Origin of the sequence: Bradyrhizobium sp. HKCCYLRH1034 (assembly GCF_051168375.1) — a bacterium.
Lineage (GTDB): Bacteria > Pseudomonadota > Alphaproteobacteria > Rhizobiales > Xanthobacteraceae > Bradyrhizobium.
In genome coordinates this window covers 168,426-185,784 of record NZ_JBNPUW010000007.1, presented here as the reverse complement: position 1 = coordinate 185,784, position 17,359 = coordinate 168,426, and the positions used below count along the sequence as shown (strand labels likewise).

Here is a 17,359-nt window from a genome sequence, read left to right as displayed (position 1 = left end):
TGATCAAGCGCTTTCTGCTGGGGCGGCGCGACGAAGCGAGCGGGCGTTCGGATTTGGCGCCGCTGCGGGAGCAGCTACCCTGGGCGGAGCGGGGGCATGCGCGACGGCGGGTCCCGCGGCCTTGTTGGCTCCGGCGACGCGGGCAAAGATCTCCTGGCAGGGACCGAATGCGATCGCCTTGCCCTCGTACAGCACCAGCGCCATGTTGAGCGCATTCAGCGCGCTGGGACGGTGCGAAATCACGATCACGATGCTCTGGTTCTGCTGCCGCATGATCTGAATGGCGCGGCTGAGCGCGTTCTCGCCGTCGGTGTCCAGATTGGCATTCGGCTCGTCGAGGACGATGAGAAAGGGATCGCCATACACCGCGCGGGCCAGACCCACGCGCTGCCGCTGACCGGCCGACAGCGACATGCCGCCTTGGCCGATTCGCGTCGAATAGCCTTCCGGCAGCCGGAGGATGATGTCGTGCACGCCGGCGATCTGCGCCGCCTTCAGAATCGCATCCGAGCTCGCATTCTCGTCGAAGCGGCAGATGTTGTCGGCGATGCTGCCGTCGAACAGGGCAACGTCCTGCGGCAGGTAGCCGATGTGGCGGCCAAGATCCTCGTTGCTCCATTGGTCGAGCGCTGCGCCGTCGAGGCGGACGGATCCATGCTGTGCAGGCCAGATGCCGACCAGCGCCTTCGAGAGCGAGGTCTTGCCGGAGGCACTCGCGCCGAGCAGTGCCAGACCCGTGCCTGCCTTGATCGAGAACGACACGTTTTGAACAATCGGCCGATCGGTGCCCGGCGCGGTGACCGTCAGCTCCTGTACGGTCAGCTCGCGGAACGGGCGGGGCAACGCGACCGGCGGCGCTTCCGGCCTGGCGGTGGCCTTGCAGATATCGCGCAGACGCGCGATGCCCTGGCGCGCGGCGACCAGCTGTTTCCAGCTGCCAAGTGCGATCTCGATCGGGGCGAGCGCGCGGCCCATCAGGATCGACGAGGCCATCATCACGCCGCCGGAGGCCTGCTCGGAGACGACGAGCGCCGCGCCGATGCCGAGCATGCCCGACTGCAGGATGAAGCGCAGCACTTTCGCGGCGGCCCCGAGATTGGCGTAGACATCGCTCGCGCGAATGTTGTCCTTCAGATAGCGCTCGTTGACGGCGTTCCAGCGTGCCGAGAAGCGATCCAGCATTCCGAGCGCGCGAATCACCTCGGCATTGCGCTGGGTGGCATCGGCGAGAACCTGCCGCGCGGCGCTCGTATCGCTGGCGGATTTGCTCGCCTGACGCGACAACCGGTCGGTCACCAGCGTCATCGAGATGATTCCGGCCGTGCCGATGACGGCCGTGATGCCGATCAGCGGATGAAACAGAAACATGCCGATCAGGAAGATTGGTATCCATGGCATGTCGAGAAAGGCGGTTGGTCCCATGCTCGACATAAAGGCGCGCAGCTGGTCGAGATCGCGCAGCGGCTGCTGCATCAGCATCGGCTTGGTGCCGCGCAGGGGCAGGGTGGCCAGAGCGTGATGAATCGCGTCCTGCAAGCTCGCGTCGAACACGGTCGCCACCCGGCACAGCATGCGGGTGCGCAACGCGTCGAAATAACCCTGAATCAGATAGACGGCTAGAATCATCACCGACAGGCCGACGAGCGTGGCGAGATTCTTGCTCGGAACGACGCGATCATTGACCTGCATCATATAAACCGAGCCCGAGAGCATCAGGATGTTGATGACGCCGCTGAACACGCCGATGCCGGCCATGCGTTTGACAGCCTGGCGCAACCCGCGCGTCACCGGATCGTCGCTTCCCGAGAGAAGGTCGTTGAGGGCAGCCGCGGCTTTCGTTCTCGGGCGGTCTTGAGCCAGACTCATCCAGGCGCGTCTCCCAAACACAGTGCTTCACTCCGCGCTATTGACAGTCGATACCGACGATTTTCCGGCAACAATTGGACAAGTGGGCAATTCCGTCGCAGCGTCGCGGGCAAACGACCGGCACGAGGCGCAATGCGCCGGGGCGGCTCTGAAAAAGTGTGGCATCGTTCAGCGCGATCGGGTCCGTGCGAAATCCGTCCGCGATCGTCGATAGTTGCAGCGTGATAGCAGCCATCGGCTCGCGACGCGTGTCACACATTCGTCCGTCTATCACCTTGGTTCCGTACTCATTGGTCGCGGTCCGGGCCGAATGACGCCACGAAGCCGAATAAATCTTCCTGCGGTGCAACGCACAGGCGTTGTCATCTCGATCATGCGGTATTCGATGATGGTGCGGAGAACGATCATGATGGCGGCGGCAACACAAGGACATGCGGCTCCGCGCACCAATCCAAGACGTGCAGTCAGCTCAGCCGGGCATGGCGGCCGACGATGTGTTCTATCATCGAACGTGCGGCCGCTGTGCAACCGGTGACCCGCCAAGCATCGGGCGCACGAGATCAACATCAACTCCAGGGAGGACGAAGCAGATCAGTCCGCGTGCGATCCGAGCAACTCGTCACCGGCTCGGGCCACGGCAGCTGATCAACCATAGGCGTGATCCAACCGATCACGCTCAAGCGTAGCGGGGCAACGATTGGGTGCAGAACGGCGCCGTAACGCCGAAGTCGGACGAAGTTGCTCACTTAGTAAAGCGTATCCGGGGGACGACAAAGTTGCTGGACGACATCACCATCGAGACGCGTGATGCGGGAATGGATTCGGGTCGAGGGGCGGCCCGCAGGGTTGAATACTTGATCATCCTGCGCCGGATCGGTCCGCTGAGACGAAATACGGTCGCCAGGTCGGCGGTGAATCGCGCCGATCGCGTGCGCGCAGCTCTGGAGGCGCACGCATGAAGATCCGCAAGACCGACTATGGAACGATCATCCTGCACTGGACCCTGGTTGGGGCCACGGTGATCGCGTTCCTGACGGGGCTTCGCATGGCGACCGAAGCGCCTGGACACGCATGGATCGCCAACAATCTCGACTGGCTGCTGCCCCGGCACCGGACCTGGACCTGGCACATGCCGGCTGGGGTCGTGCTCGCGAGCGTCGCCGTCGCCTACATGATCTATATCTCGAAGTCAGGGCTCGGCCGTCGCGTCACCATCGACAAGATGCGCTTCAAGGGCTTGCTCGGCCGCCGGCCGGCGCGGCTGGGCTCGATCAGCGTGATGCTGCATTGGGTGCTTTTCATCTCCATGGCGATCCTGATCGTCACCGGAGGCATGCTCTTCTTCGGCGTAGCCTCCGGCTACGTCACCATGATGATCCACTGGTACGCGACCTGGGTGATCCCGGCCTTCGTGGTGCTGCACGTCCTGGTTCACTTCAGCATCGGCGGAAAGATGCAGCTCTATCGCGTGTTCCGGCCGGCGCCCTTGCCGCCGCCGCCGCCAAAGCTCGATCCCGTCGAACTCCTCACGATGCTGGTCGAGCAGTCGGAAAAGCTGGAGGAAGCGGAGGCGCCTCCGAGGAGGCCGGCGCCAGCTGCGCGGCCTGCAGCACGTGAGCCGATGCCGGCGCCGCGGCGCATGGAGGAGCCGATGCGGGCCCGGTCCGAGCCGCGTGTGCCGCCGGGCCGCATGCGTCCGCCGCCGACACCTGCCAAGGGCAATTCCCGCCGCCGCAATCCGAGCTTCCAATCCAACCCGTTCATGGTCGCGATCGCCGCAGCCATCGTGATCGGTTCGGCGATGTTCGCCGCCGACTACTACGCCGAGGACACCGTCACGGTGTATCGAATCGCGACATCGGATGCGCCGACGCTTGACGGCGATTCGTCGGATCGTGTCTGGCGCAACATCCAGCCGCACATGGTGACGACCAACCAGGGCGACAATTTCGACGGTACCGGCGAATCGCGCGTCTGGATCAAGGCGGCGCATGACGGCACGTGGGTCTACTTCCTCGTCATCTGGGAGGATCCGACGCGATCGTTGAAGCAGCTGCCGCTGATCAAGAAGGCGGATGGCTGGCATCTCCTGCAGAATGGATTCGACAAGGGCGACGAGAACGATTTCAACGAGGACAAGTTCTCGCTGTTGTTCACGACGCTGCCGATCACCTTGGCCGCGGACCGAACTTTTCACATGAGCTCGCAGCCGATGCCGGACAAGCCGCCGACGCTGTCGGGTCGCGGCATCCACTACACGCCGGCGCCGAATCTCTATGCCGACGCCTGGCTGTGGAAGGCGACGAGCGGCGGCCCGACCGGATGGATGGACGATGATCATTTCGGTCCGCCTGCGGAGCCGACACCGGATCAGGTCAAGGGACTCACGCCCTACAAGGGCGGGTTCGCACCGGATCCGGGGACTGCGAACTATTCGGACAATTTCGTGATCGACAGGGAGGCCGCGAGACTGGGGAATCGGGGCGTGAGACCGAAGCGCCTTCCGAAGGACGTCGCCGCGATGACCGCGGCGATGGGCGAGATCAATCTCGATCCCAACATCGGCGAGAGTGAAGGCGCGCGCTGGTTCATGACAGAGGCCGAATCGGTGCCCTATTCGGCCGAGGCGGATGCCCAGACGCCGATCGGGACCGTGGTGCCCGGTGTTCTCGTCAGCGGCGAGTTCACCGGTGATCGCGCGGACATCCGTTGCGCTGCGCGTTGGGCCGCGGGCCACTGGACGCTCGAAATTGCCCGCAAAATGGACACGAAAAGCAAGTACGACGTTCCGATCAAGAATGGCGTGTTCATGCGTGTCGCAGCGTTCGACCATACCCAGATCAGACATACCAGGCAGATCCGGCCGATGCGACTTGAGGTGCAGTAATGGGTAAGATTTGCAAGATCCAGTACAACAGGGAAACGTTCTACGCGAATGTGGGCGATATCCTGCTCGACGGCGCCATCAACAGTGGTGTGGATCTGCCCCATGACTGCCGCAGCGGAATCTGCGGCTCCTGCAAAGTGACGGTCATCGACGGCAAGCTGTTCGGCGGCATGGAGGGCGACATGGCGCATGCGTGCCAGGCGCGTGTCGTGTCCGACCTCAAGATCATCACGGAGCCCGTGCCGGATACGGTGACGATGAACTGCGAGGTGGGCGATCTCGTGCGGCTCGCGCCCGACGTCGTCGGTGTCACCCTCGAGATGCCGAAACCGCTGCGATTCTTCCCCGGACAATACGCCAAGGTCCAGTACCGCGGTTTTCCGACACGCTGCTACAGCCCGACCTATCCGATGGTCGGCGCGCCCGATAGCCATCTGCTGTATCTGCACATCCGCATCCTGAAGGATGGCTTGGTGTCCTCGGCGCTCGGCCGTGACATCCAGGTCGGCCATCGCGTCAAGCTGACGGCGCCGCTCGGCACCGCGTTCTTCCGTCAGAAGCATCGCGGCCGGATCATCCTGGTGGCGAGCGGCACCGGCTTCGCGCCGATGTGGGCGATCGCGGTCGCCGCCATCACGGAGAATCCGAAGCGCGAGATCGTCTTCATCGTCGTGTCACGCACCTTGCAGTCGTTCTACATGCATCAGGCGCTGTGCCGCTTGGCGCGCTTCCCGAACGTGAAGATCATCCCGATCGTGTCGGAGCCGCAGAACGTCTCGCCGGCGATTCGCAGCGGCCGGCCGACCGAACACATGCCGGAGCTCACGCCCAACGACGTCGTCTACACCTGCGGCGCGCCGGCTATGACGGAGGCGGTCGCGAAGATGTCGCGCGCGGCCGGAGCGAAGTGTCATTGCGATCCGTTCGTCTCGTCGGCGCAGCCCTCCGAGTCGAGCGGCGGACTCATGGATCGGCTGGTCGGGTGGCTCGACAGCCAGCGAGGCCGGCCGGCCATGTTCCAGCCGGCGGAATGAGATCGTTGCGGCCGCGACGCGCGCGGCCGCAGTCCGGCGCTCAGCCGGCCATGAAAGCGAGCAGAGTGCCGGTGGCCGACGCGGGCGGAACGATCAGGCTCGCGCCACTGCGCACCGCTGCCGCGCCCAGAGCCTTTTCGGTGGCGGTCAGATCGTGTGAGGCCAGCACCAGGCCTGCGCCGCCTCGCTCCGGCAGGCCGGCAAGCGACACACCCGGATAGCGCGCTGCGAGCTGGTCCCTGGTCAGGAATACGAAATCGGCGCGGTCACCGCCCGAGGTGACGGTCACGGCGCCGTCGGCTTCGTCCCGGCCGTCGCGATCGATCAGGCGCGACAGGTGAGCCGCGTCCTTGGCCGGATCCGGCGTCACGATCAGCGCCTGCTTCAGTTGCTTGGCGGCGTTGGCATGGCGCATCAGTTCCGGGATCCACACCGTTTCGCGCGTCTTGTGCTGGCAGGCGAAGATGCGCAGGCCGCCCGGAGCCTCCGCGACCGGCCATTGAAACACGCGGAATTTCGCTGCCGAGATGCTGCCGTCGGGCAGCGGCACCGGACGCTCGAAGTCGATGGGACCAATCGGCTCAAAACCTTTCGCGCGGATTTCCTCGGCGCCGGCCGCGGAATCGGTCGCCGTGAAGGCGATGCGCTCGATGCCTTCGCCGCGCTGGGCAAGGAAATTGCGGGTTGGAACGTTGTGATCGGTCTCGGCGAGGATGCCGAGCAACTCGATGTAGTCAGGATCGAGCATGATGGTGTAGTTGCCGGATCCCATCTTGGCACTGTGCGTGCCGCGCGGAGACAGCGTAAAACCAAGCCGCTTCCAGGTCTCCGCCGCGGCGTCGAGATCCTTCACCACGACGACCGCGTGATCGATACCGATGACATTCTTGAGGGCCACGCGTTTGTCTCCTTGCAGCGAACTTGGCATATTGGCGGCCGAACTATGCCCAATCGACCCATGCGCCGCAACCGGCGCTGCGGGGCGCTGGGCGCAAGGCAAGATCGATCTCCGGCAGGGTGGTCGACCAGCAAGGATGAGCTGTCCGCGATGAGCACCACCACAGATTCCGTTCAATGGCCGCCATCCCTTTGGGCGGCGCAGACCCCGCCTGGACCCGACCTGTCCGAGCTTCAGGGCAGTGTGCAGGCCGACGTGGTCATCATCGGCGGCGGCTTCACGGGGCTGTCGACGGCGCTGCATCTGCGCGAAGCTGGGACGGACGTCGCCATCGTCGAGGCGATGGAGCCCGGCTGGGGCGCATCCGGCCGGAACAACGGTCAAGTCATTCCGACGCTGTCACGTCCCGATCCGGACGACCTCGTCGCGCGTCATGGCGCCGCGGGCGAGCGCTTCGTGGCGATGTTGCGCGACAGCGCGTCCAATCTGTTCGATACCGTGAGACGGTACAACATCGACGCCGAGCATGAACAGGCCGGCTGGGTCCAGCCGGTGCATACGCCCGGCCGCATCAAGATCGCCGAGCGCAGGTTCAAGCAGTGGTCGAAGTTCGGTGCGCCGGTCGAGCTGCTGTCGCGCGATCAGGCGCGAGACATGCTCGGCTCGGACGCCTGGCATGGCGGTTTCTGGAACAAGACCGGCGGCCACATCAATCCGCTCGCGCTGGCGCGTGGCTTGGCGCGGACGGTGCTGAGCCTGGGCGGCCGGATCTATGCGCGCTCACCGGTCATCGACTTCGCCCGGCGGGCGGATCGCTGGATCGTGCGCACCGCACGGGGGGAGCTGTCGGCGCGCGCGCTGGTGCTGGCGAGCAATGCCTATAGCGGCGAGTTCTCCAAGGCGCTCGCACCGGATATCGCGCACGAGGTGATGCCCGTGCTGTCGTGGCAGATGGCGACGCAGCCGCTGTCGGACAATGTCCGCAAGACCGTCATCCCGGCGCGGCAGGCGATGTCCGATACCCATGGCGAACTCTATTTTGCGCGCTACGACGCCCGCAACCGACTGGTCACCGGCGGCGCCGTGATCGGCCCCGGCAATAAGGCCGAGCGGCTGAAGGCGCGGGTCGCCGAACGCCTGCAGCGCCTGTGGCCGCAGATCGGCGAGGTCAGGTTCGACTATGTCTGGAACGGCTATGTCGGCATGACCACGGACTACATGCCGCGGATTCATCGCCTCGGTCCTGATGCCTATGGCTGGACCGGCTGCAACGGCCGCGCGGTCGCGCTCACGATCCCCCTCGGTGCGGAGCTTGCGAAAGCGGTGCGGGGCGTGCCGGCCAACGAGCTGGCGCTGCCGTTCACGGAGCCGGTCACCATTCCGGCGCACGCCCTGCTGCGTCCGTTCGCGCCGCTGATGCTGCTGTTGTACCGATATCGCGACGCGCGTGAGATCGGCTAAGACGTGGGATGTTCGGTCCGGGCGAAGTCGCCGCCCGGAATGGCCTCGAGCAGAGCCTGCGTATACGGATGCTGCGGGTTGCCGAACACGTCGTGCGTGGGTCCATGCTCGACGACGACGCCGTCCTTCATGACCGCGACCAGATCGCAGATCTGGGCTGCGACGCGCAGGTCGTGCGTGATGAAGATGATCGACAGGTCGAGGCGCTCGCGCAGGCTGGTCAGCAGCTTCAACACCTGCGCCTGAACGGAGACGTCGAGCGCGGACACCGGTTCGTCCGCGACCAGCACCTTGGGCTTCAGTGCCAGCGCGCGCGCCAGCCCGATGCGCTGACGCTGACCTCCGGAGAACTCATGCGGGAAGCGATCGGCGGCCGACGGGTCGAGCCCCACCAGGCTGAACAGCTCGCGCGCCTCCGTCAGCGCCTGCTCTCGCGAGGTGCCGTGCACGATAGGTCCCTGCGCCACCAGATCGACCGCCTTGCGCCGCGGGTTCAGCGAGGCGAACGGGTCCTGAAACACCATCTGCATCTGCTGGGTCCGGTTTCTGACCTCGCTGCGGGAGAGGGGCGCCCAGTCCTCACCGTCGAGCAGGATCGTTCCTGCGTCGGGATCGATCAGGCGAATGATGCAGCGGGCGAGGGTGGATTTGCCGGAGCCCGACTCGCCGACGATGCCGAGCGTCGCGCCCTTTGGCAGCGCGAGCGAGACGTCCCTGACCGCATGGGTGACGCGCTCGCCGCGGCCGAGGAAGCCGCCGGTGCGATATGTCTTCGAGACAGCGGAGATGGTGAGGATCATCCGGTCCGACAGCTTGCGTGCCGGGGGCGCCGCTACCGGCGGCACCGCGGCGATCAGTTGCCTGGTGTAGTCATGCTGCGGCCGTTGCAGGACATCCGCCGCCGCGCCCTGTTCGACGACGCTGCCATGTTGCATCACGACGACGCGGTCGGCGATCTCGGCGACGACCCCGAAATCATGCGTGATGAACAGCACCGCAGTCTTGCGCCTCTGCTGCAGCTCGCGGATGAGCTTGAGGATCTGGGCCTGCGTCGTGACGTCGAGCGCCGTCGTCGGCTCGTCGGCGATCAGCAGCTTCGGATCGAGCGCCAAGGCCATGGCGATCATTGCGCGCTGGCGTTGTCCGCCGGACAACTCGTGCGGATAGGCCTTCGCCGCGCGCGGCGGATCGGGAATGTTGACGTCCGACAGCAGCGACAGCACGCGTGATTTGATCTCGACTTTCGACAGATCGGTATGGATGTCCAGAACCTCGCCGATCTGGTCGCCGATCGTGCGCAATGGATTGAGCGCGGTCATCGGCTCCTGGAACACCATCGCGATTTCGGCGCCGCGGATGCGGCGCATCTCGGCCGCCGTGGCGGTGCAGAGGTCGTGGCCGGCAAACAGGATGCGGCCGCCGTCGGTGGTCACGCCGTCCGGCAGCAGCCGCATGATCGTGTTGGCCATCATCGACTTGCCGGAGCCGGACTCGCCGACGATGCAGACGATCTCGTTTTCGGCGATCGAAAGCGAGACCTCCGAGATCGCATGCATGCGGTCGGCGCCTTTCGGCAGACGTACGCTGAGGCGGTCGACGGTCAGAACGGGCTTGGCTGGACTCATCGCTGCTTCAGCCGGGGGTTCAGTGCATCGTTGAGGCCCTGGCCGACCAGCGACACCGCAAGCACGGTGATGAGGATGGCAACACCGGGGATCGCCGATACGTACCACTGCACGCGCAGCACATCGCGTCCCAGGCCGATCAGATTGCCCCAGGAGGCGACGTTGGCGTCGGACAGCCGCAGGAAGGCGAGTGCACTCTCCAGAAGGATCGCAACCGCCATCACGACGCCGGCATAGACGATCACCGGCGGCAGCGCGTTGGGCAGGATCTCGCCCAGCATCAGCTGGGTGTCGCGCATGCCGAGGGTGCGGCCTGCCTGGACGAATTCGCGGCTGCGCAGCGAGAGGAACTCAGCCCGCGTCAACCGCGCCGGCGCCGGCCATGAGACGATGCCGACGGCGATCGTGACCGTCGTCAAGGTCGAGCCGAACACCGCGACCAGCACCAGCAGCAGCACGAAATTCGGCAGTGTCTGGAAGGCCTCGGTGATGCGCATCAGGATGTTGTCGACCCACCCGCCGTAGTAGCCGGCGAGCGCGCCGACCATGATTCCGATCGCCACGGCAATGAACGTGGCGACGCCGCCGATCAGGAGCGAGATGCGGGCGCCGTGAAAGATCTGGGCGGCGATATCGCGGCCGGAATTGTCGGTGCCGAGCAGGAACCGTGGATTGGCGAACGGCCAGATCAGCGGCCGGCCGGCGAGGGCGAGCGGATCGCGCGGATACAGATAGCCGGCGCTGATCGCCATGCCTACGACGATCAGCAGCAGGATCAGGCCCAGCACCGCAGCCGGACTGCGAAAGTAGCGCTTCGCGGCGTCCATGTTCAGCCCTCCGCCGTGATGCGCGGATCGAGCCGCGCGTAGAGCAGGTCGGTGACGAAGTTGACCAGGATCACCAGCAGCGCGGAGACGAAGACGATTCCGAGCAGCGTGTTGAGATCGCGCTGGACCACCGATTCATAGGCGAGGCGCCCAAGGCCGGGCAGCGAGAATACGGTCTCCACCACGACCGAGCCGCCGAGCATCGTTCCGGCCTGGAGTCCGATCAGCGTCACCATTGGCAGCAGCGCGTTGCGCAACACGTGGCGGGTGATGATGCGGGTTTCGTCGAGGCCCTTGGCACGCGCGGTGCGGACGAAATCGAGGTTCAGGACCTCGAGCATGGATGCGCGCATGATGCGCAGATAGATGGCCAGGAAGATCAGGCCGAGCGTCAGCGACGGCAGCACCAGATGGCTCGCAATGTCGAGCACGCGCCAGATCCCGGTGCTGACGGCGCCGATGTCCTCGAAGCCGCCCGCGGGCAGCCATTGCAGATAGATCGAGAACACCACGATGGCCATCAGGCCGAACCAGAACGAGGGCGTGGCGTAGAAGATCAGGCCGACCGTCGAGATCAGCGTATCCGGCCAGCGATTGACGCCGCGCGCCGCGATCACGCCGAACACGAGGCCGAAGAAGAACGCAAAGGAGAGAGCGGAGGTCATCAGCAGCAGGGTCGGCGGCAGCCGCTCCAGGATCACGGCGGCGACCGGCTTGCCGTAGATCGCGGAGAAGCCGAGATCGAGACGCACCAGCCGCCACAGGTAGTTGGCGAGCTGCATCGGGACCGACAGATCCAGCCCGTAGAAGCGGCGCAGCTCACGGGCGGTCGCCGCATCGCCGCCGCCCATCTGAGCCATCATCGCGTCGACCGTATCGCCCGGCGCGAGCTGCAGCAGGAGGAAGACGCCGATCAGGATCAAGAACAGGGTGGGGATCGAGGCGGCGAGCCGCCGCCCCGCAAGGCTCAAGATGCGCATGGCCTTATCCTGACGGATTCCGGCTCAGGCGGAAAGCCACAGATCGTGCCAGCTCGACGATCCCCAGCGCGGCGTGTTCGAGTGGTTGCGCGCCTTGGCCGTGATCACGGTGACGAAGATCTGCTCGATCGGCATCCACACCGGCAGCTCGGTATTGGCCTCGCGCACGAAATCTGCGTAGAGCGCCTTGCGCTTGGCCGGATCGACCTCGGTCGCCGCGTCATCGATGATCTTGTCGATCTTGGCATCGTCCCAACCCCACTGATTGGTCCACGGCGCGCCCTTGGGCTGACCGGAGCGATACCAGACCGTGGTCGAAACCGCGGGGTCGTTGCGGTACTGGTGCCAGCCGGTCGCGAGATCGAAGGCGTGCTCGTCATAGACCTGCTTGAGGAAGCCGCCGCCATCGTTGCGCACGATCTCAATCGCGATGCCGACCTCGCCCAGCGACTGCTGGAGGAAGGTCGCCCACAGCGAGATGTCCTCCCCCCATGGCGCGGGCAGCAGCCGCAGCGAGAAGCGGGTGCCGCCAGCGCCGGGCTTGTAGCCGGCCTCGTCCAGGAGCGCCGCCGACTTGGCCTTGTCGTAGGGATATTGCGGCGTATTGGCGCCGGGGTAGAAGTCGGTCGAGGTCGACGGGATCGGACCGGTGCCCAGCTTGGCGAAATCGCCGAGGAAGTTCTCGATGAAGAAGGGAACGTTGATCGCGTGCGCGATGGCGCGGCGGACCTTCACGTCCGCCAGCTCCTTGCGGCGGACGTTGAACTCGAGCGTATTGGTGCGCGCGTTGCCCTCATTGCCTTTGGTCGAGACAATGAAACGCTTATCCTTGCCGAGCCGCGCCATGTCGGAGATGGTCAGGCCCGAGAACGGGCTGTAGTGCAGCTCGCCTGCCTCCATTTGCGCCGCCGCCGCTGCACGGTCAGTGATCACCTTCCACACGATGCGGTCGAGATAGGGCGCGTTCGGCCGCCAGTAGTCGGCATTGCGCTCGGCGATGATATACTGGCCGCGTTCGTACTTCACGAATTTGAACGGACCAGTGCCAATGGGGGCGAGGTTCGCGGGGTTCTGCCTGATGTCGCCGCTCTCGTAGATGTGCTTGGCCGAGACGTAGCCGAGATCGGGCAGGGCGCGCAGCAACAGGTTGAGCGGCATCGGCCGCTCGTAGCGGAAGATCGCGGTTTGCGGATCTGGCGTGTCGACCGCAGTCAGGAACAACTGCAGGGTCGATCCGTAGTTCAGGATCTTCTTCCACATGTTCATCGCGGTGAAGGCAACGTCCTCCGACGTGAACGGCTTGCCGTCATGCCAGGTGATGCCCTTGCGCAGCTTGAAAGTGACGGTCTTGCCGTCCGGCGTCGCCTCCCAGCTCTCGGCAAGTACGCCGACCGGCTGGCCGTTGGCATCGAGGTCGACGAGGTTCTCCTGGATCTTGCCGCCGATGATGTAGACGCCGGTCGAAGCCTGGAGGCTCGGGTTGAGCTGGCGCTGCTCGGCGCCGTAGTGAACGTTGAACACGCCACCCTTGCGCGGCGTCTCCTCGGCGAAGGCGCGGAATGGATTGACCACGTTCGCCGCGATGGCAGCGGAGGTCAGGAGGGCGGTCCGGCGGCTGATCTCGAAACGGCTCGAATTCATCAAGGTCTCCCGAAGGCCAAGCGGGACGCTGGCCGATGGCGCAATCGGCGCGAAGATTACGCGGATCGCGGGTCCAAGTCATTTGCGAATTGCCATGCAGTTCTGCGGCATTCTCGGCCGGCCCATGCAGCCGGCGGCACCGTGGCATACATTGCTCGTATACGAACGATTGGGAGAAGATATTCGCCGACAGGGACTTGACTGAGGTGGGGATTGCCGGCTGCCACGAACAACCGGAGGCAACTCTGACGCGGCGCCAATAGACTGCGCTATCTCAGATCGACGTCATGGGGCGCCTTCGATCGGCAGCCGCAGCTCGAACGCGACACCTTTGTCGCCCGGCCCCAGCGAGATCTCGCCGCCATGGCTTGCCATGATGGCGCGCACGATCGCCAGCCCCATGCCGGTACCGCCGCTGTCGCGCCGGGTCGTGAAGAAGGCATCGAAGATGCGGTCGCGGTTCTCCGGCGAGATCGGATCGCCGTCATTGCTGGCGATGACGATCAGCATCCCTTTGCTCTCCTCGGCCTCGAGGCGGATGCGCCGGGCGCCATGCCGGACGGCGTTGTCGACGAGATGCGTGAGCACGATCAGCACGGTCTCGTTCGGGAGCCTAGTGCTGCGCTCGACCGGGCCGGACGTCTCGATGACAGTCGAGGGGAAACGCACTCGCAGCGTGCCGACGGCCTCGGCTATGCTACCGGCCTCGACCGTCGACACCGTCTCCGCCCGTGCCAGCTCGCGCAAGCGTTGGGCCAGCGCCGCGAGCCGGTCGGCGTCGCCAAGGATGTTGGTGAGGAATTTCTCCTGCTCGGCGCGGGTCAGGGTCTCGGAAGGGCTGGCCAGAGAGTCGAGCAGCAGCTCGGCTGCGCCCTTGATCGAGGTCAGCGGCGATTTGAGCTCGTGCGTCAGATGCGCGGAAAAGCTCCTGATGTAGTTGGAGCGTTGCGCCAGTTGCTCGGCCATGGCGAAGAAGTGCTCGGCGAGCTCCGCGAAGTCGCGGGTGCCGTAATGGGCAAGCGGACGGAAACCCGCGGGATCGTTGCGTCCGATCCTGCCGGCGCGATCGACCAGCTCGCGCATCGGCCGTGTGATCGTGCGTGCCACGACGAGGCCGACCAGCAGCGTCGTGAGGACAATGGTGGAGCCGGCAGCGATGAACTTGCCGCGCTCCTGATAGAGATGCTCGAAGATGTTGCGGGGCGTGCGCGAGGTATAGATGACCCCGGCAACGTGATCGTCGACGATCACGGGCATGGCCGAGAACACATGGACGCCGACGCCGCGGCTGATCGAATAGATCGGTGGCGGGGCCTTGTCCGGAATGCGAATGCGGAGCGCGGCGCTGTAGCGTCCCTTCAGGGCGGCAGCCACCTCGTCGATATGAGCGAGTGATTTGCCCATCTCATCGCGGCCGGCGATCACGACCCCCTGGGGATCGAGCACGCGATACCCGGCCAAGGTGACCTTCTGCGTCTCCCTGACGATCGGCAGCAGCCGCGTGCCGATCGCGACGTAGGCAGGATCCGCAGGATGGACCGCGTCGCGGGCGTCCGGGCGGCGGACGAAAAGATCGTTGGCCAGAAGATCGAGCAGGGGGCGAATGGGCGTCACCTCGTCGGACGCATCCGGACGTGACTCGGGCGGGACCTCGGCGCCGAGCGGAACGCCGGTGGCAAGGCGCGCGGAAACCTCCTCGGCGAAGACCGCCGCGAGGACACGGCTCTGCGCGATCAGTTCCGCCTGTGTCTGGCGGATCAGCTGGTTGTCATAGATGCGAAAGAAGAACAGCCCGACGAGCGGCAAGGTGCCGACCAGCGCCAGCACGCCAAAGACGATCTGTCCTAACGACGGCCGCCATTTTGCCTTGGGCTTGGGCGCGATCATGGGGTGCCGCAGCGGCCGAGCCGGAAGCCCACGCCATGGACCGTCTCGATCGCGTCCTCGCAATGCGCGGCTGCGAGCTTCGCTCTGATGTTGCGGATGTGGCTGTCGATCGTTCGGTCGGAGACCTGAATGTTGAGCTGATAGGCGGCGGCCATGATCTGCTCGCGGCTGAACACGACCGCAGGACGCGTCATCAGCGTGCGCAGGATGCTGAACTCCAGCGCGGTGAGCGTCAGCGGCATGTCATCGAAACGGGCCAGGTGCTGCTGCGGGTCGAGCCGGAGCCGGCCATGGACGAGCTTCTCCGGCTCGGCCGAGCGATCACCTCCGCCGTTCGCGACCCGGCGGAGAATGACGTTGACGCGGGCAACCAGCTCGCGCGGACTGAACGGCTTTGTCACGTAGTCGTCGCCGCCGATCTCGAGCCCGAGAATGCGGTCGATCTCCTCGTCGCGGGCCGACAGGAACAGGATCGGCACTTGCGAGGTCCGGCGAATGCGCCGGCAGACCTCGAGGCCGTCGAACTCCGGCATGCCGACGTCGAGCACGATCAGGTCCGGACGGTCTTCGGTGACCCTGGCCAGCGCGGCGCGGCCGTCGGCGGCTTCCCTCACCGCCATGCCGGCCTTGCTCAAGGCCACGCGCAGGACTTCGCGGATATGCGGGTCATCGTCGACGATGAGGATTCGGGGAGACACGAGCTTTACTCCGCGGCGAGGCATCAGCTTGGTTTCTGCGACACAGGATGTGTATCGAGATAGCGCTGCAGGCGCCAGCCGCGAAAACTCCAGGATCGCCAGGACGCCATGCTGCTTTCCTGTTGCTCAAGGAGCCGATCACGGTCGCTGGCCAGCCCTCGGTCCGTCGGTCGCAACAGCATCGCCCGCTCGATGGCCGGCAGTGCCTCGGGCCCGAGCCAGACGAGATAGGAGCCGTCGATGAGAGGGCCGCTCTGTCCCGCCTCACGACTATGGGAGACATTGAAGTCTGCGATCGGCCGGTCGAAATTGATCAGCGCACAGCCGTAGATGGTCGCCGAGAGCACCAGCAGGTTCATACGGATCAGCCATGCGTTGGACTTGTCGAGAGCGATCCTGAGCACGATGAGGATCAGGCCGATCGCGACCAGGATCATCCATATCAGGGCCGCGATTCGCCAATAGGTCAGAGCATAAGTCTCGATATACATGTGAAGCCGTTGAATCGAGGACACGACCAGCATCACGTTCTGAGCCACCCAGAGATAGACCAGCGGCCGGACCAGTCGCGACTCGTTTGCCGTGGTCTTGGAGCGGACGGCGACGATGACGAAGGCAGCCGCGAGCAGCGCCGTGACGATCAAGGGGTAGGCGCCTCGGTGCGCATAGGTCGCATAGGTCATGCCGTCCGGAAGCGCAGCATGTCCCCACAGATATGCGCCGTCGAGCGCCGTCTGGAGGGCAAACAGGATGTTGAACAGGATCAGCGCCCGGATCACGGTTTCAGGGCCGAGCACGGTCGTCAGCATTGACGGCTGATCGGGCTCGCTTTCGATCGGCGGGCTCGAGGTCTTGGTCCGCTCGCGCCAGCGAAGGTTGACGAATGGCCAGACCATGGACAACGTCACGAGCCAGAAGATCGCGTGCCCCATCGTGAGTTGGGAGGCGACGCGCTCGGGACTAAGGACGGCGAACCACCGCTCAATGACCGGATTGGCTGCTGCGAACAGAGCCAAGAACACGCAGCCGAGTGCCAGCGGGATGCTCCAGACAACGAGAGTTCGCGTGATCATGTTCGCGCGCAGCGTCACGATCGCATCAGGTATCAGTCGAAACGGCCCGATCAGGAGCAACTGCCGCGCGGCGGTCAGCGGAAGCCGGAAGCCGCGCGCGGATCGGTTGGTCGCCAGCGTGATAGCCGACAGCGTCGTGAGCAGCAGGACAGGAAAAGAAAGCAGGTTCAGCTCCTCGATGGCGGGAGCCAGGCCGGCAACGAAGAGAACTGCAGCTCCGACCAGACGGTTTCGATCGGTCTTGGCAAGATTGGCGAGAATGCTCGCTGCGGCGAGCGCGGCGAAAAACAGCGGGAATGCCAGGCCGATCGGCCGGCCGTTGTAGAGCAGCGTGTCGGCGAGGCCGACGAGACCGGCAGTGATGGCGAATTTGAGCCACATGGAATCGGGCGCGACGGGCGCAGCCGTCGGCTCGGCGAGAGTCGTCATGGAGGAATCCTTGGTTTGGGTCATCGTTCGGGCCGGGAGGCACAAGCCGATGA

The 17,359-nt window shown here is 65.1% G+C and carries 13 protein-coding genes; 4 read left to right on the top strand and 9 right to left on the bottom strand.

Annotated elements, in window-relative coordinates; translation table 11 throughout:
* Positions 1 to 3: 3 nt before the first annotated feature.
* Positions 4 to 1,866 (bottom strand): type I secretion system permease/ATPase, encoded by a 1,863-nt coding sequence (locus tag ACQR0W_RS18580; protein ID WP_315711800.1) that lies wholly within the window; start codon positions 1,864 to 1,866, stop codon positions 4 to 6.
* Between the two features lie 776 nt (positions 1,867 to 2,642).
* Here ACQR0W_RS18580 and ACQR0W_RS18575 point away from each other — a divergent pair.
* The 3 genes from ACQR0W_RS18575 to ACQR0W_RS18565 are packed head-to-tail and all read left to right on the top strand — an operon-like array spanning position 2,643 to position 5,787.
* Positions 2,643 to 2,825 (top strand): hypothetical protein, encoded by a 183-nt coding sequence (locus ACQR0W_RS18575; protein ID WP_315711801.1) that lies wholly within the window; start codon positions 2,643 to 2,645, stop codon positions 2,823 to 2,825.
* Positions 2,822 to 4,753, top strand: a complete 1,932-nt coding sequence (locus tag ACQR0W_RS18570; protein WP_316165358.1) for an ethylbenzene dehydrogenase-related protein — start codon at positions 2,822 to 2,824, stop codon at positions 4,751 to 4,753. Before ACQR0W_RS18575 ends, ACQR0W_RS18570 begins: the two co-directional genes overlap by 4 nt.
* A complete protein-coding gene (locus ACQR0W_RS18565) occupies positions 4,753 to 5,787 on the top strand; it encodes a 2Fe-2S iron-sulfur cluster-binding protein (RefSeq protein ID WP_315711805.1) in 1,035 nt (344 codons plus the stop codon). The genes ACQR0W_RS18570 and ACQR0W_RS18565 overlap by 1 nt, the downstream gene beginning before the upstream one ends.
* 40 nt (positions 5,788 to 5,827) lie before the next feature.
* Here the strand turns inward: ACQR0W_RS18565 and ACQR0W_RS18560 are convergent, their stop codons facing one another.
* Positions 5,828 to 6,685 (bottom strand): VOC family protein, encoded by an 858-nt coding sequence (locus ACQR0W_RS18560; protein WP_316165359.1) that lies wholly within the window; start codon positions 6,683 to 6,685, stop codon positions 5,828 to 5,830.
* A 150-nt stretch (positions 6,686 to 6,835) separates the two neighbouring features.
* Between ACQR0W_RS18560 and ACQR0W_RS18555 the strand changes: the two genes are divergently transcribed.
* Positions 6,836 to 8,146, top strand: coding sequence for an NAD(P)/FAD-dependent oxidoreductase (locus ACQR0W_RS18555; RefSeq protein WP_316170198.1), 1,311 nt, complete (start codon positions 6,836 to 6,838; stop codon positions 8,144 to 8,146).
* Here ACQR0W_RS18555 and ACQR0W_RS18550 read toward each other — a convergent pair.
* The 7 genes from ACQR0W_RS18550 to ACQR0W_RS18520 all read right to left on the bottom strand — a co-directional run bounded on the left by ACQR0W_RS18550 (position 8,143) and on the right by ACQR0W_RS18520 (position 17,306).
* A complete protein-coding gene (locus ACQR0W_RS18550) occupies positions 8,143 to 9,771 on the bottom strand; it encodes an ABC transporter ATP-binding protein (RefSeq protein WP_315711809.1) in 1,629 nt (542 codons plus the stop codon). The genes ACQR0W_RS18555 and ACQR0W_RS18550 overlap by 4 nt on opposite strands.
* The gene (locus ACQR0W_RS18545) at positions 9,768 to 10,598 is read right to left on the bottom strand and encodes an ABC transporter permease (RefSeq protein WP_315711810.1); all 831 of its coding nucleotides are present in this window, start codon (positions 10,596 to 10,598) and stop codon (positions 9,768 to 9,770) included. The genes ACQR0W_RS18550 and ACQR0W_RS18545 overlap by 4 nt, the downstream gene beginning before the upstream one ends.
* Before the next feature lie 2 nt (positions 10,599 to 10,600).
* Entirely contained in the window at positions 10,601 to 11,578 is a 978-nt protein-coding gene (locus ACQR0W_RS18540; protein ID WP_315711812.1) for an ABC transporter permease, read from the bottom strand.
* 24 nt (positions 11,579 to 11,602) lie between these two features.
* On the bottom strand, positions 11,603 to 13,219 hold the full coding sequence (locus ACQR0W_RS18535) for an ABC transporter substrate-binding protein (RefSeq protein WP_316165361.1): 1,617 nt from the start codon (positions 13,217 to 13,219) through the stop codon (positions 11,603 to 11,605).
* A 285-nt stretch (positions 13,220 to 13,504) separates the two neighbouring features.
* Complete coding sequence (locus ACQR0W_RS18530; protein WP_316165362.1) at positions 13,505 to 15,106, bottom strand: ATP-binding protein; 1,602 nt, start codon at positions 15,104 to 15,106, stop codon at positions 13,505 to 13,507.
* A complete protein-coding gene (locus tag ACQR0W_RS18525) occupies positions 15,103 to 15,804 on the bottom strand; it encodes a response regulator transcription factor (protein ID WP_315751067.1) in 702 nt (233 codons plus the stop codon). The genes ACQR0W_RS18530 and ACQR0W_RS18525 overlap by 4 nt, the downstream gene beginning before the upstream one ends.
* A gap of 23 nt (positions 15,805 to 15,827) precedes the next feature.
* Positions 15,828 to 17,306 carry a DUF4153 domain-containing protein gene (locus ACQR0W_RS18520; protein ID WP_316170199.1) on the bottom strand — a complete coding sequence of 493 codons (1,479 nt, stop codon included), beginning with the start codon at positions 17,304 to 17,306 and terminating at the stop codon, positions 15,828 to 15,830.
* Positions 17,307 to 17,359 lie beyond the last annotated feature (53 nt).

Excerpts from the sequence above, each read along its gene's own strand:
- ACQR0W_RS18565 (WP_315711805.1), top strand. The coding sequence starts at position 4,753 with ATGGGTAAGATTTGCAAGATCCAGTACAACAGGGAAACGTTCTACGCG.
- ACQR0W_RS18580 (WP_315711800.1), bottom strand. The coding sequence starts at position 1,866 with ATGAGTCTGGCTCAAGACCGCCCGAGAACGAAAGCCGCGGCTGCCCTC.
- ACQR0W_RS18545 (WP_315711810.1), bottom strand. The coding sequence starts at position 10,598 with ATGGACGCCGCGAAGCGCTACTTTCGCAGTCCGGCTGCGGTGCTGGGC.
- ACQR0W_RS18550 (WP_315711809.1), bottom strand. The coding sequence starts at position 9,771 with ATGAGTCCAGCCAAGCCCGTTCTGACCGTCGACCGCCTCAGCGTACGT.
- ACQR0W_RS18570 (WP_316165358.1), top strand. The coding sequence starts at position 2,822 with ATGAAGATCCGCAAGACCGACTATGGAACGATCATCCTGCACTGGACC.
- ACQR0W_RS18540 (WP_315711812.1), bottom strand. The coding sequence starts at position 11,578 with ATGCGCATCTTGAGCCTTGCGGGGCGGCGGCTCGCCGCCTCGATCCCC.
- ACQR0W_RS18535 (WP_316165361.1), bottom strand. The coding sequence starts at position 13,219 with ATGAATTCGAGCCGTTTCGAGATCAGCCGCCGGACCGCCCTCCTGACC.
- ACQR0W_RS18520 (WP_316170199.1), bottom strand. The coding sequence starts at position 17,306 with ATGACGACTCTCGCCGAGCCGACGGCTGCGCCCGTCGCGCCCGATTCC.
- ACQR0W_RS18530 (WP_316165362.1), bottom strand. The coding sequence starts at position 15,106 with ATGATCGCGCCCAAGCCCAAGGCAAAATGGCGGCCGTCGTTAGGACAG.
- ACQR0W_RS18555 (WP_316170198.1), top strand. The coding sequence starts at position 6,836 with ATGAGCACCACCACAGATTCCGTTCAATGGCCGCCATCCCTTTGGGCG.